Annotated in this window: 13 protein-coding genes; 11 read left to right on the forward strand and 2 right to left on the reverse strand. The window is 64.9% G+C overall.

What is annotated here, in order from left to right; translation table 11 throughout:
* The first annotated feature begins 505 nt into the window (after positions 1 to 505).
* From AC3ANK_RS01995 to AC3ANK_RS02025, 7 genes are all read left to right on the forward strand, one after another.
* Positions 506 to 2,659, forward strand: coding sequence for an adenosylcobalamin-dependent ribonucleoside-diphosphate reductase (locus AC3ANK_RS01995; protein ID WP_484171997.1), 2,154 nt, complete (start codon positions 506 to 508; stop codon positions 2,657 to 2,659).
* 177 nt (positions 2,660 to 2,836) lie between these two features.
* Positions 2,837 to 3,430, forward strand: coding sequence for a hypothetical protein (locus AC3ANK_RS02000; protein ID WP_206860212.1), 594 nt, complete (start codon positions 2,837 to 2,839; stop codon positions 3,428 to 3,430).
* 94 nt (positions 3,431 to 3,524) lie between these two features.
* Positions 3,525 to 4,316, forward strand: coding sequence for a TSCPD domain-containing protein (locus AC3ANK_RS02005; RefSeq protein ID WP_484171998.1), 792 nt, complete (start codon positions 3,525 to 3,527; stop codon positions 4,314 to 4,316).
* Between the two features lie 12 nt (positions 4,317 to 4,328).
* Positions 4,329 to 5,501, forward strand: a complete 1,173-nt coding sequence (locus AC3ANK_RS02010) for a hypothetical protein (protein WP_484171999.1) — start codon at positions 4,329 to 4,331, stop codon at positions 5,499 to 5,501.
* A gap of 173 nt (positions 5,502 to 5,674) precedes the next feature.
* Positions 5,675 to 6,076, forward strand: a complete 402-nt coding sequence (locus AC3ANK_RS02015) for a cold-shock protein (protein ID WP_484172000.1) — start codon at positions 5,675 to 5,677, stop codon at positions 6,074 to 6,076.
* A 212-nt stretch (positions 6,077 to 6,288) separates the two neighbouring features.
* Positions 6,289 to 6,792 carry an REP-associated tyrosine transposase gene (locus tag AC3ANK_RS02020; RefSeq protein WP_484172001.1) on the forward strand — a complete coding sequence of 168 codons (504 nt, stop codon included), beginning with the start codon at positions 6,289 to 6,291 and terminating at the stop codon, positions 6,790 to 6,792.
* 1,045 nt (positions 6,793 to 7,837) lie between these two features.
* Entirely contained in the window at positions 7,838 to 8,095 is a 258-nt protein-coding gene (locus AC3ANK_RS02025) for an XAC0095 family protein (RefSeq protein WP_484172002.1), read from the forward strand.
* Positions 8,096 to 8,195: 100 nt separating this feature from the next.
* Here AC3ANK_RS02025 and AC3ANK_RS02030 read toward each other — a convergent pair whose 3' ends face one another.
* Positions 8,196 to 9,362: a TolB family protein gene (locus AC3ANK_RS02030; protein WP_484172003.1), complete on the reverse strand. Its 1,167-nt coding sequence runs from the start codon at positions 9,360 to 9,362 to the stop codon at positions 8,196 to 8,198.
* Positions 9,363 to 9,922: 560 nt separating this feature from the next.
* On the opposite strand from AC3ANK_RS02030, the gene AC3ANK_RS02035 reads away from it, so the two are divergent.
* From AC3ANK_RS02035 to AC3ANK_RS02050, 4 genes are all read left to right on the forward strand, one after another.
* Positions 9,923 to 10,891, forward strand: coding sequence for an alpha/beta fold hydrolase (locus AC3ANK_RS02035; RefSeq protein ID WP_484172004.1), 969 nt, complete (start codon positions 9,923 to 9,925; stop codon positions 10,889 to 10,891).
* A 52-nt stretch (positions 10,892 to 10,943) separates the two neighbouring features.
* Positions 10,944 to 11,480, forward strand: a complete 537-nt coding sequence (locus tag AC3ANK_RS02040; protein WP_484172005.1) for a hypothetical protein — start codon at positions 10,944 to 10,946, stop codon at positions 11,478 to 11,480.
* A 77-nt stretch (positions 11,481 to 11,557) separates the two neighbouring features.
* Positions 11,558 to 11,986 carry a hypothetical protein gene (locus AC3ANK_RS02045; RefSeq protein ID WP_484172006.1) on the forward strand — a complete coding sequence of 143 codons (429 nt, stop codon included), beginning with the start codon at positions 11,558 to 11,560 and terminating at the stop codon, positions 11,984 to 11,986.
* A gap of 77 nt (positions 11,987 to 12,063) precedes the next feature.
* Complete coding sequence (locus tag AC3ANK_RS02050; protein WP_484172007.1) at positions 12,064 to 12,465, forward strand: hypothetical protein; 402 nt, start codon at positions 12,064 to 12,066, stop codon at positions 12,463 to 12,465.
* A gap of 442 nt (positions 12,466 to 12,907) precedes the next feature.
* Here AC3ANK_RS02050 and AC3ANK_RS02055 read toward each other — a convergent pair whose 3' ends face one another.
* Positions 12,908 to 13,186, reverse strand: a complete 279-nt coding sequence (locus AC3ANK_RS02055) for a hypothetical protein (RefSeq protein ID WP_206860202.1) — start codon at positions 13,184 to 13,186, stop codon at positions 12,908 to 12,910.
* Between the last annotated feature and the right edge of the window lie 47 nt (positions 13,187 to 13,233).

Below are 13,233 nucleotides of genomic sequence, written 5' to 3' on the forward strand. Positions count from 1 at the left end.
CGTCGGGCCAGTGTCCCTGAACGGCATTAAATACGCGATGAAGTTTTTCCGCCGCGATGCCGTTTCCTACGCCATCCGAAGGCACGGCGCGCACGTTCGCGCCAGCTTCGGCAAGCGCCCGTGCGGCAGTGCTTGACCGTCATCACAGCCGTGTGACTGCCATCAAAAAACCGTTGACACATCCCGGAGGCGGGGGTAGCTTGAGCCCTCGCCATTCGCCACTACATCTAGTGGTAACAACGGCGACGGAAACCCAAACTTTGGGTTTTCGGCTTGCTTTTTGCTGACTGACGGCGCCTTCGGGGGAAGGTCCGGAACGGAGCAGGATGAGCGCAGGAACCTTCGAAAAACCATGCCGTCGCGACCGCTGAAAACGCGGTCGCGGGCATAGCCGTCGGCGGGCGCCGAGTACGCGTCCCCGACGGTGCGGTAGCCAACATAAGAATCCACCGGCGGTGACCGGGGCCCGAGCCCGGCAACGCCATTGAAAGGAGACAGGACAGGCATGAGCACAGTGCGCCTCGAGGCGGTCAAGACAGCCGCGGCCGAGCGGGAAATCCCCATGCAGCCCGCCTCCCAGGACATCTGGGACAAGAAGTACCGGCTGAAGACCAAGAACGGCACCGCGGTGGACGCCGACATCGACGCCACCTACCAGCGCGTCGCCAGGGCGCTGGCCGAAGCCGAGCCGTCCGCCGAGAAGCAGCAGTACTGGAACGAGCGTTTCGTCTGGGCGCTGCGCCGCGGGGCCATTCCCGCCGGCCGCATCACGTCCAACGCCGGCGCGCTCGAGCACAAGCCCGCCACCTCGACCATCAACTGCACCGTGTCCGGCACCATCGAGGATTCGATGGACGGCATCCTGGAGAAGGTGCATGAAGCCGGCCTCACGCTGAAGGCCGGTTGCGGCATCGGCTACGAGTTCTCGACGCTGCGTCCGCGCGGCGCGTTCGTCGCCGGCGCCGGCGCGTACACGTCGGGCCCGATGTCCTTCATGGATATCTACGACAAGATGTGCTTCACCGTGTCCTCCGCCGGCGGTCGCCGCGGCGCGCAGATGGGCACGTTCGACGTCAGCCATCCGGACGTGAAGGACTTCATCCGCGCCAAGCGCGAGGACGGCCGCCTTCGCCAGTTCAACCTGTCGCTGCTGATCACCGACGGCTTCATGCAGGCCGTGGAGAACGACGCCGACTGGCCGCTCGTGTTCCCGGTGAACATCAAGGAGCGCGGCGACCTCGACATCGAGGACGCCACCCAGGTCGTGTGGCGCGACTGGCCGACGCACCGCAACTACATCGTGCGCGACGACGGCCTGGTGGCCTGCAAGATCTACGGCCACATCCGCGCGCGCCACCTGTGGGACATGATCATGGTCTCGACGTACGACTACGCCGAGCCGGGCTTCATCCTCATCGACCGCGTCAACGAGATGAACAACAACTGGTGGTGCGAGAACATCCGCGCCACCAACCCGTGCGGCGAGCAGCCGCTGCCGGCGTACGGCGCGTGCCTGCTGGGCTCGGTCAACCTGACCAAGTTCGTGCGCGACCCGTTCACCGACAAGGCCTCCTTCGACTGGGAGGAATACAAGGAAGTCGTGCGCGTGTTCACCCGCATGCTCGACAACGTCGTCGAAGTGAACGGGCTTCCCTTGCCACAGCAAAGGGACGAGATCATGCGCAAGCGCCGCCACGGCATGGGCTTCCTGGGCCTTGGCAGCACGGTGACCATGCTGCGCATGAAGTACGGCAGCAAGGAATCGTGCGAATTCACCGAGCGCATCGCCCAGGAAATGGCCGTGGCCGGCTGGGAAATGGGCCTGGCGCTGGCGAAGGAAAAGGGCGCCGCGCCGATCATGGACGAGGTGTTCACCGTCACCGCCGAGATGCTGCGCAAGCGTCCCGAAATGGCGAAGGACGGCTGGAAGGTCGGCCAGGAAATCCCCGGCCGCGTCCTGCACGCGCGCTACAGCCGCTACATGCAGCGCATCGCCTCCGTCGCGCCGGAACTGGTGGACGAACTCGCCGACACCGGCGCGCGCTTCACCCACCACAGCTCCATCGCGCCGACCGGCACCATCTCGCTGTCGCTGGCCAACAACGCGTCCAACGGCATCGAGCCGTCGTTCGCGCACCACTACAGCCGCAACGTGATCCGCGAAGGCAAGAAGTCGAAGGAAAAGGTCGACGTCTATTCGTACGAACTGCTCGCCTACCGCGAGCTGGTGAACGCGAAGGCGGTGCCGTTCTCCGAGGAAGCCGACGCGCAGCTGCCCGACTACTTCATCGCCGCCGACGACATCACGCCGAAGGAACACGTCGACGTGCAGGCCGCCGCGCAGAAGTGGGTGGACAGCTCGATCTCCAAGACCGCGAACGTGCCCACGGACTACCCGTACGAGCAGTTCAAGGACATCTACCGCTACGCGCACCAGCAGGGCCTCAAGGGCTGCACCACCTTCCGTTTCAACCCGGCCGCCTTCCAGGGCGTGCTGGTGAAGGAAGCCGACCTCGAGAACACCACCTACCGCTTCGAACTGGAAGACGGCAGCGTGCTGGAAGTAAAGGGCAACGAGCAGATCGAATACGACGGCGAAATGCACACCGCCGCCAACCTGTTCGACGCGCTCAAGGAAGGCTATTACGGCAAGTTCTAAGGCCCGTCCGTCGTCCCCGCGAACGCGGGGACCCGGCGGCGCCGCAGCTTCGCGCCTCGCCCGAACCGCATTCATGTTCCACCCCGCCGCAGGTATAGAGTCGCTTCGCACGATCGCGTTTTGTTAGGCCCCGATACCGCAACGCCAATCAAATGAGACGCCCGCAGGAGGGCACACATGAGCAATGGCAACGGAGTCACGGCGACCCTGACGCAGGCCGCCGAGAACGTGAAGGAAACCGTCACCGGCTTCAGCAACGCCGTCATGCAGCGCGCCGAAGAGGCCGTGCAGGAGGCGCGCGAGAAGGCCGGCAAGGCGCGCAAGGCGGCGAAGAAGGCGGTGGGCTCGGCGAAGAAGAAGCTCGCTGCCGCCTCGGCCAATGCGAAGAAGGAGGCCGCGTCCCTGCGCGAGGCGACCGCCGCGCGCAAGAAGGCGGCGAAGAAGGTGACCTCCGCCCGTCGCGCCGGCAAGACCGCCGTCGCCAAGGCGAAGGGCACCGCCAAGCGCGACGTCACCGCCGCCAGGCGCAAGGCCGCGAAGAAGACCGCGAAGGCCCGCAAGGCGGTGGCCGCCACGCGCAAGAGCGCGACGGCGAAGAAGGCCACGAAGAAGACAGCGACCAAGCGCACCGCCACCCGCAAGGCGGCGGTTCGCAAGGCCGTGAAGAAATCCGCCGCAACGACGGCGAAAAAAGCGCCGGCCCGCAAGGCCGCCGCGAAGAAGGCAGTCAAGCGGCCCGCCAAGAAGGCTGCGAAGAAAGCTGCCAGGTAAGTCAGCAAGCCCCGATTGGTCGCCGCACCCACGCGGTGCGGCGACCGCATTACCTCATAACTAGATCAGTTACACCGCACCAGGAGCGGGTCACATGGCCGTCAAGATCGACAAGAAAATCAAGGGTTACAGCGTCGTCACTCCGGAAGACAAGGCGAAAGAGGCCGCAAAGCCCACCGCCGCGCCGGTCGCCGAGCTGCCCACGGCCGATGTCATCCAGATGCACGAGCGCATCGAGCGCCCTGAAATCCTGGTGGGCTCCACCTACAAGATCAAATCGCCGCTGTTCGAGCACGCGCTGTACGTGACCATCAACGACATCGTGCTCAACGCCGGTACCGAACACGAACTGCGCCGTCCCTTCGAGATCTTCATCAACTCGAAGAACATGGACCACTTCCAGTGGATCGTCGCGCTCACCCGCATCATGTCCGCCGTGTTCCGCAAGGGCGGCGACGTCACCTTCCTGGTCGACGAAATGAAGGCCGTGTTCGACCCGCGCGGCGGCTACTGGAAGCCCGGCGGCGTCTACATGCCGTCGCTGGTGGCCGAACTCGGCGCCATCGTCGAGGACCACCTCAAGTCGATCGGCCTGATCCATGACCCGGAAATGAGCGACGCGCAACGCGCGCTGATCGCCGAGAAGCGCGCCGCCTACGCGCAGCTCTCAAAAAAAAACAGTGAAGTAAGCGGAAGCTCCGCCGGCGACCTGTTCCCGGACCCGCGCGTCTCCGACGAACCGCGCGTGGAAGACGTGGAAGTCACCGGCGAAGGCGCCGCCTTCCCGCCGTCCGCCACGATGTGCCACAAGTGTTCGACGAAGGCGGTCGTGATCATGGACGGCTGCGCGACTTGTTTGAACTGCGGGTATAGCAAGTGCGGCTAGGAGTGAGACGCAATGGAATGGTCAAAAGCTGAGCAGGAAGAAGGTAAATGGAAGGTTCCGGGAACCTGGGTCCAGATTCACTACTATGAAGCCCTGAACCTCTTGTTCCGCGTCGAGAACTCGGTTCGAGTATTCGTCTACTGCGTACTCAAGGACGAGCTTGGCTTGGAATGGTCGAATGCTGCCGTCTCGACTGACGATCAGGAAGGAACCACTATTGCCGCTCTTGGGAAAAAGCGGCTCCGTCAAGCTAAGCAGTTTGGTTACTTGGGCGACATCTCTTCGAGTCCTTTGCTCTATCTTTCCTTGGGCGAGCTCGTGCAACTCATCTTTTCGGATGCGTACTGGAAGCTTTTTGCGACACACTTTCCAGGCAAGAAAGATACGATGCGCCTGAAGCTTGATGAGATCATCACAATTCGAAACTCGCTGGCGCACTTCCGCGCGCTGCGTGTCGATGACGTCGAAGTCATCCGTCAGAATGCGAAGCATGCACTTATGGGTATCGAGAGATACCTCGCGGCGGTGACCCAATGTGACTCAACAGTTCCTAGCAATAGCGTTGATGCTTGGTATAAAGCTCTTAAGCCGCTTGGAACCGAGCACTACGCTGTTGAACTGAAAGAGTCTGCCGACGGCAATTGGCTGTCCATTCGGATGAACTGCCGCCCACCCGTGCTAAAGAGTGAAATTTCCGAGCGGTGGCTGCACTGTCAAGTCATCCGAATTAATTCTGCGAATATCTTGAATGTGTCGTCGGAAATCCGCACTAAGTTGATTTTTCTCACAGAGAGCAAAAGTGTCCATGTATCGGGACAGCACTTGCGGTACTCGAAAACATTGAACTTTGTATTCAGCCGCAAGGCTATTGAGGAGAATTACATAGACATAGCCGAAGGATTTAAGGCGGCCATTCTGAAGCTATCCGAGGAAACCGAACTGCTTAGGAGTGACGACCTAGCTCGCGGCACGGTGCTGGTCCCAACTACGGTTTATGGGTGGAAAGACAACGACCAGGCTGATGCTCGCTGGTCCGTGCAATCGACCGACTTGGCCGCCGTTCCGAAGGAGAGTGATCCGTCCGAATACTGGGGGGATCTGGGTTGGTTTGGTTCGGATTTCGTAACTGACCGAGACAAGTATCCTTGGATGTCCTCTTCTGTTTCCGCGTCTGGTTGGTTCTAGCAGCCCAGCCAACGTAGCCCGGTTTAGCAAGTAGGGTGTAACAACGCTGCATCGAAGTGACGCAATGAATCGGCGCATTGTCCAATGCGCTCTACGCGCTTATACCGATGCGAGTTCTGCATCGGTACGCGAAACGCACCGGGCATGTCTCCATAGCGGCGAAAGGGATTTCGATGCGCAAGCACGACACGCTGGAATCGTGGAACGACGAACGCGGCTTTGACTTCATCGCTCCGGCGCAAACGGGCGAGAAGATCTTCGTCCACATATCGGCATTCCCGCGTGATGGTCAGCGCCCGACCGTTGGTGAGCTCATCTCGTTCGAAATCGAGACCGGGCCCGAAGGGAAATCGCGGGCGATGCGTGTCATGCGACCGGGTGCCCGACCGCGTAATCACCAGATTGCCGCGCGTTCAAAGCGGCCCGCTCGCGCCCTGTCCGTGATCCTTTCGGTGCTCGCCCTCGGCGCAATTGGCGCCTACGCGTACGAACGGTGGAGCAACTCCGCGGCACCGGAATCCCCCGCAGCCAGCGTAGCCCGGTTAAGCGAAGCGTACCCGATGGCTTTTGCGTGACGCGACCTCAAGCGTTCCCCGGGTGCGGCCTTTGGCCTTACCCGGGCTACAAGAGCGGGGCGCGTTGATGCGGTTGGGCCGTTGTAGCCCGGGTAAGCGAAGCGCACCCGGGGCTTTCGGCATTCCCCGACAACGTGACGCGGCATTCCCGGGTACGGCTTTCGACTTGCGCCAACTACGGTGATCGCCGGTGAATCACGCGGGCGTCGGGAATGGTGCGGTATCGGCGTAATCGCTTTTCCGGCGGTACGTATTTCTTCACGGTGACCTTGCGCGATCGACGTAGCGATCTGCTCGTCCGGCATGTGGACCTTCTTCGGATGTCTTGGCGAAGCGCACGTGCGCGCATTCCGCATGATGTGCTCGCGGCCGTGGTAATGCCCGACCATCTGCATGCCGTCCTCCGGATGCACGACGGCGCCGACGACTATTCGCGCCTCTGGCAGGACATCAAGAAGGGATTCTCGCGGCGCCTGGGGTGTGTGGGTTCGTCGCCGTGGCAATCCCGTTTCTGGGAACACACGATCCGCAACGAGGCGGACCTGCGCGCGCACGTCGATTACGTGCATTTCAATCCGGTCAAACACGGGTACGCGGCGGGCGTCGCGGAGTGGCCGTTCTCGTCGTTTCACCAATACGTGCGCGACGGGGTGTTGCCGGTGGATTGGGGTGCGGAGCCCGCAACGGTCGCCATCCCGATTGCAGGCGAGGCGTAGCGCCTTTGTGGCCCGGGTAAGCGAAGCGCACCCGGGGGCTTTTGCGTGACGAGGCATCGGGCGTTCCCCGGGTGCGGCCTTTGGCCTTACCCGGGCTACAAGAGCAGGGTGCCTTGATGCGGTTGGGCCGTTGTAGCCCGGGTAAGCGAAGCGCACCCGGGGGCTTTTGCGTGACGCGACATCGGGCGTTCCCCGGGTGCGGCCTTTGGCCTTACCTGGGCTACAAGAGCAGGGTGCCTTGATGCGGTTGGGCCGTTGTAGCCCGGGTAAGCGAAGCGCACCCGGGGCTTTTGCGTGACGCGACATCAGGCGTTCCCCGGGTGCGGCCTTTGGCCTTACCCGGGCTACAAGAGCAGGGCGCGTTGATGCGGTTGGGCCGTTGTAGCCCGGGTAAGCGAAGCGCACCCGGGGCTTTTGCGTGACGAGGCATCAGGCGCTCCCCGGGTGCGGCCTTTGGCCTTACCCGGGCTACAAGAGCAGGGCGCGTTGATGCGGTTGGGCCGTTGTAGCCCGGGTAAGCGAAGCGCACCCGGGGCTTTTGCGTGACGAGGCATCGGGCGCTCCCCGGGTGCGGCCTTCGGCCTTACCCGGGCTACAAGAGCAGGGCGCGTTGATGCGGTTGGGCCGTTGTAGCCCGGGTAAGCGAAGCGCACCCGGGGCTTTTGCGTGACGAGGCATCAGGCGCTCCCCGGGTGCGGCCTTTGGCCTTACCCGGGCTACAAGAGCGATTACGCGCGAATGTGAGACGTAGCTACCGTTCGCGATTTCTTCGCATTGAGGCGTACTGCATAACGGCGAACACTCGCTCCCAAGGAGCCTAAGAACTCCGTACGAAGCGGTAGCCCACCTCCGTCAAACCGGTGGGTTTTTTGTGCCCAGGTGAAACGGGGTGCAAACTCGACGTAGTTGCTCTGCGTCGGGAGGGCGGCAGCCATACAACACCCGAAAGGGGAAAGCTGTCCGGCCGTTCTTCGTACGGTTTCTTAGCCTCCCGACACCCTTGCGCCCCCCGCCGCAAGGTTCCCCTTCGTCAAAGGAGCGACTCATGCGAAAGCACCGCCGTCCGGCGCCGTCCCGATCCCTGTGTTACGTCATCAGCGAACCCGCGCGCGACGCCGTCACGCGCACTCGCGATCAGTTGTTGCTGCTCTCCTGCCTGAGCGCCGCGCGCATCCGCCACGACGCCGAGGAGCTGGAGCTGTCCCCCGACGCGCTGGTCACCATCTTCCAGCGGCTGTGCAACGACCTGGATGGCGCGTTGCGCGACATCAAGATCCGTTGGCGTGGGGCGGAGCCGACGTAGCGCGTACGGATCGGGAACGCACCCGGGGCTTTGCGCGTGATGCGCAAGAGGCGTTTCCCCGGGTGCGGCCTTCGGCCTTACCCGGGCTACAAATGCGTGGTCACTGCGGCGTGAACCACGCCCCCTGTTCCGCGCCCGCGTTCTGGCGGATCGGGCGCCACACGCCGGAGGCGGCGTTCACCAGGTGGAGGCTGTGGTTGTAATAGTCCTGCTTGCGCAGCACCAGCACGCGGTTGCACGGCGACCAGTCCAGCGGGACGAGTTCGACGCCCGGCGTGGCCGCGCCCACCTGCCTCGGCGCGGTGCCGTCGGCATTGGCGATGAACAGGCGGCTGTAGCGGTTGTCGCCGTCGCGCTGCATGTAGGCGAGGCGGCTGCCGCTGGGCGACAGGATCGGGGCCGAGCCGGCGGTGATGCGCGTCAGCGCGTTGGTCGCAAGGTCCACCTTGTAGATCGTGGGCGTGCTCACGCCGCCGGACCAGTCGATCGCGTCGTAGTACACGGTGTTGTCGGGGCCCACGACGAACGAGAGCGGCGCGTGCTGCTCATGCGGATCGACGACGCTGCGCACTTCGAACAGCCGGCTCGTGGCGACCTCCACCGCATACAGCCGGTGCGCCCAGTAATCGTTGGGGCTCGGATTCGACAGCCGCGTCACGAAGGTGCCCACCAGCGCGACGATGTACTTGCCGTCGCGCGTCCACGCGAGTTTCCGCAACTCCGACAGGCAGGTGAAGAACTCGTCGCACAACGTGCGCGCCGGATAGTTCACGCAGGCGATGCGCTGCAGCCCGGTGCCATCGGGGTTGATGGTGTGGATGCATTCGGAATTCGTCGCGCCCTCCGGCACGGAACCGAACGCGATCTTGTTGGTCGCCGCGCCGCTCCATACCGGCAACACGCCCTTGATGAGCGCGCGCTCGCGCTGGCCCAGGCGGTCGGTGACGATGACGGTCGGGTCCTGGTGTTCGTAGTTGCCGTCCACGCGGAACCAGCGAAAGCTGCGTTCGAACACCACCGACGAACCGCCCGGCGACCACGATGCCGAATGATCCACGTACTCGCCCGGCGGGAACGTCAGCTCATCGGTAAACGTGCCGGCGCTGTTGGTGCGGTGCAGGCGCGGCCCGATGTCGCCGTCGTAATAGAGGATGTTGCCCGAGTCGTGCGCCATCGCCAGCGGCGTGCCGGCCACCAGCAGCAGGCACGCGAGCGCGCGAAGCGCGATGCGGCGGGCGGAAGGGAGGGGAAGGGTGAACGCGGACATGGCGTGCTTCCTTGGACGACAGTGGAGGCGAGTTCTATGCGTCGCGCGATGACGCCTTCGTCAAATCGCATGCAATGCGCGGCAGTTGCCGACGAGCGGATCGTGCGGAGCCGTCGGGCTGCCGACAGCCGGATTCAGCAGGGTGTCCGGCGTGCGAAGCCGGCGCCTGTTTCGTGTCGGTGTCGTGCGCGGTGCGCGGTGTGTCGAGCGCGGAGCCCGGTTGATCGAGCAGAACGCGTCGCGCGCCGAGCCCGGAGCCGCGGCGTCCGGGCAGATTGCTCGAAGCGCCGAGCCCGGCGCCCGGACATCGGAGCGCAACGCTCCGCGCACGGAGCCCGCAGCCCGGAAGCCCGAGCGGATCGCTCCGAGTGCGGGGCGCGAAGCCCCGACGTTCGAGCATTCTGCTCGCCGCGCCGAGCCCTGAGCTCGGACGACCGGGCAAAAAGCCCGGCGCGCGGCCTTCGCGGCCCGGGCAACGCCGCAACCGCCGATCAACGGCCGTTCCGCCGCGCAACGGGAATGGCACGCTGGCCGCGTCCAACCGCGAAAGGGACGCTGCGATGCGCAACGCCTTGCATTCCATCGCGCGCGCCGCGCTGCTCTGCATCGCGCTCGCGCCGGGCGCGCAGGCCGCGGACATGCCGCGCGCGGAAGAACGCGAACTTCGCGCCGACGACGCGACGCTTTACGTCCGCGCGATCGGCCACGGCGAGCCCATCGTCGTGCTGCACGGCGGGCCCGATTTCGACCAGGCGTACCTCGCGCCAGATCTCGATCCGCTCGCCGACGCGTACCGGCTGATTTACTACGACCAGCGCGGCCGGGGACGCTCGACGGCCGGCGTGGACCCGCAGCGCGTGAGCCTCGCCACCGACCTGGACGACATCGACCGCATCCGCCGCGAGTTCGATCTCGACGCACCGGTGCTGCTCGGCCATTCGTGGGGCGCGGTGCTGGCGCTGGAGTATGCGTTGCGCCATCCGCAGCGCGTGTCGCGACTGATCCTGGTGAACCCCGCGCCCGTATCGCATGCGGACCTGGCGAGCGTGCGCGCGCACTACCTCGCGCGCCTGGGCCCGCGCATGGACGAGCAGAAGGCCATCGTCGAAAGCGCGGCGTACCGCGCGGGCGATCCGGACGCGGTCGCGGCGCGTTATCGCATCCATTTCGAACCGGCGGTGGCGAAGCCCGAAGACCTCGCGCGGATGACGCGCCGCATGCAGGACGGCTTCGAGCGACAGGGCCGCGAGGGCATCCTCACCGCGCGCGCGGTGGAAGACCGCCTGATGGCCGACACCTGGGAACGGCCCGACTACGACCTGCTGCCCGCACTGGAGCGGCTGCGCACGCCGACGCTCGTCATCGCCGGCCGCCACGACTTCATGGCCGATGCCGCCGTGCACATCGCCGATGCGATGCCGCACGCGCGGCTCGTCATGATCGGCGACTGCGGCCACTTCGCGTTCCTGGAATGCGCCGCAGCGGCGCGCGCGGCCCTCGACCGGTTCATGGCCCGCCCGCGACCTTGAACGCACCCCATCCACCCGCTAGTGTTCGCGCACGCCCTGGGGAGGGAGTCCGATGCCATCGATCGCGCAGAAGTCCACGTTCGTGACGGTCGTGGCGTGGGTGTTCATCGTGTTGTCCGGGTTCGGCACGCTCATCTCGGTGCTGCAGAACCTGATGATCCAGACCGTGTTCACCAGCCCCGAAGTGGTGCAGGCCGCACAGGGACCGGCGCCGCCGGGCGCGCCGCCGTTCGCGGTGTTCATGCTGCGGCACATGGTGGCGGTGTTCGTGTTCTTCCTGCTGGTGCAGGTGCTGACGCTGGCCTCGTCGATTGGTTTGCTGATGCGCCGCAACTGGGCGCGCCGCCTCTTCATCGGCGTGATGGCGTTCGGCATCGTGTGGAACCTGGGCGGCCTCGTGCTGCAGTTCGCGATGTTCTCGTCCATGCGCGAGCAGTTCGCTGCCATTCCCGACGCGCCCGACATGCGCGCGTTCTTCATCGGCATCGCGATCGTGTGCGTCGTGTTCGCGCTGGGATTCAGCGCGCTGTTCGGGTGGATCGCGAAGCGGCTGATGTCGCCCCAGGTGGTGGCGGAGTTCGCGCGCTGATCCAGGCGCGATGCAACGCCTTCGCATCGAACGGTGCACGCACGCATCCCGATCCTGCAATCGCCAGAGGGATTCCCATGAGCTACGACCTGATGGTCTTCGAACCCACCGCCGCGCCGCGCGAGCGCGCGGCCTTCATGGCCTGGTACCAGGCGCAGGTCGAGTGGAGCGAGGATCACACCTATGACGACCCGGCGGTGAGTTCGCCCGCGCTGCAGCGCTGGTTCGACGAGATGATCGAACACTTCCCGCCGCTCAACGGGCCGAAGTCCGATCCGGATCTCGACACTCCCCAGGTCACGGATCATTGCGTCGGGCGTGTCGTCATCTATTCCGCATTCGGGTGGTCGCAGGCCGCCGCCGCGCACGCGAGGATGCGCGAGCTTGCCATCAAGCACGCGGTAGGGTTCTACGACGTCAGCGGGGACGACGGGGAAGGGGAGATCCTGTTTCCCGGCGAGCCGCCGTTGCCAGTGGCGAGGAAGCCGTGGTGGAAGCTCTGGTGATCGGGATGGGAGATCGTCCGGCCACGACGCCCGCACCATCCGTGGAACTCCGGGCACGGCAGGCCTGACCCGTACGCATGAGCGATCCGTTCATCCTCCTCCTCACCATCGCCTTCCTGGCGGCATCGTTCTTCGCATCCCTGCGCGCCAAACGTGCGTTCGACGCCGCGGTGAAGCGAAGCTTCGAACAAATGACCTTCGAGACGCCCACGGGCCGTGTGACGGGGGCATCGCTGCGTATCGTCAAGGTCGTCACCTGGCGCACCGGTAACGATTCGTCGGCGCCTTCGGATCTGTTCTGGTATTGCGTGGGCGATGGGCCGTCGTACTTCGTTGCGATGGGCCACGTGCGCAGCCGGTTCGCGACGATGCCCGTGGATTGGGTGATAAGGCCGCTCACGGAGGAACGGATGCGCGGCGCGCTGGTCGGCGACGGGAAGGCGTGCGCGCTCGCATTCGGTAGCGCGGTGGAGGGGTGATGGCGGAAAGGTCGCGCGGGGTTCCTCGCGAAGTGACCCCACGGCGTTCGGCCTTGCCCGGGCTACAGGGGCGCTCGTTGTTGCTTCTGTAGCCCGGGTAAGCGAAGCGCACCCGGGGCTTTTGCGTGACGAGGCATCGGGCGTTCCCCGGGTGCGGCCTTTGGCCTTACCCGGGCTACAAGAGCGGGACGTTCTGATGCGATCGGGCCTTTGTAGCCCGGGTAAGCGAAGCGCACCCGGGGGCTCTTGCGTGACGAGGCATCAGGCGTTCCTCGGGTGCGGCCTTTGGCCTACCCGGGCTACAAGAGCGGGACGTTCTGATGCGATCGGGCCTTTGTAGCCCGGGTAAGCGAAGCGCACCCGGGGGCTTTTGCGCGACGAGGCATCAGGCGTTCCCCGGATGCGGCCTTCGGCCTTACCCGGCTACAAAGGCGGGGCGGGGTTATTCCGCCGTGATCAGGTCCACCCAGGTGATCCAGTCGTCGGTGCGCGTGTGGAAGGGCTCGACCAGCGTGCGCGCGCTGTCCACCGGCAGGCCGTTCTCGAAGCCCGCATCGGCCAGGCGCTGCTCGAGCTCGGCGGCGATGCGCTGGAACGCCTCCTTCAGCGCGGCGCGGTTCGGATGCGTGACGATCATCGCGCGCAGCAGGCATTCCATCGCCAGGATCTGCGCCGAATGCAGCACGACGGCGCTCTCGAGTGCAGTGATCTGTTTCTTCACGAAGACTCCTCGGTCGGCAGCCCGAACGTAGCCTTCCGCGCGTGAAT

It is taken from the genome of Lysobacter sp. SCRH-1R, from assembly GCF_057747855.1.

What these genes read in the sequence shown, in the direction of transcription:
- AC3ANK_RS01995 (WP_484171997.1), top strand. Translation starts at nt 506, where the DNA reads ATGAGCACAGTGCGCCTCGAGGCGGTCAAGACAGCCGCGGCCGAGCGG.
- AC3ANK_RS02000 (WP_206860212.1), top strand. Translation starts at nt 2,837, where the DNA reads ATGAGCAATGGCAACGGAGTCACGGCGACCCTGACGCAGGCCGCCGAG.
- AC3ANK_RS02005 (WP_484171998.1), top strand. Translation starts at nt 3,525, where the DNA reads ATGGCCGTCAAGATCGACAAGAAAATCAAGGGTTACAGCGTCGTCACT.
- AC3ANK_RS02010 (WP_484171999.1), top strand. Translation starts at nt 4,329, where the DNA reads ATGGAATGGTCAAAAGCTGAGCAGGAAGAAGGTAAATGGAAGGTTCCG.
- AC3ANK_RS02015 (WP_484172000.1), top strand. Translation starts at nt 5,675, where the DNA reads ATGCGCAAGCACGACACGCTGGAATCGTGGAACGACGAACGCGGCTTT.
- AC3ANK_RS02020 (WP_484172001.1), top strand. Translation starts at nt 6,289, where the DNA reads ATGGTGCGGTATCGGCGTAATCGCTTTTCCGGCGGTACGTATTTCTTC.
- AC3ANK_RS02025 (WP_484172002.1), top strand. Translation starts at nt 7,838, where the DNA reads ATGCGAAAGCACCGCCGTCCGGCGCCGTCCCGATCCCTGTGTTACGTC.
- AC3ANK_RS02030 (WP_484172003.1), bottom strand. Translation starts at nt 9,362, where the DNA reads ATGTCCGCGTTCACCCTTCCCCTCCCTTCCGCCCGCCGCATCGCGCTT.
- AC3ANK_RS02035 (WP_484172004.1), top strand. Translation starts at nt 9,923, where the DNA reads ATGCGCAACGCCTTGCATTCCATCGCGCGCGCCGCGCTGCTCTGCATC.
- AC3ANK_RS02040 (WP_484172005.1), top strand. Translation starts at nt 10,944, where the DNA reads ATGCCATCGATCGCGCAGAAGTCCACGTTCGTGACGGTCGTGGCGTGG.
- AC3ANK_RS02045 (WP_484172006.1), top strand. Translation starts at nt 11,558, where the DNA reads ATGAGCTACGACCTGATGGTCTTCGAACCCACCGCCGCGCCGCGCGAG.
- AC3ANK_RS02050 (WP_484172007.1), top strand. Translation starts at nt 12,064, where the DNA reads ATGAGCGATCCGTTCATCCTCCTCCTCACCATCGCCTTCCTGGCGGCA.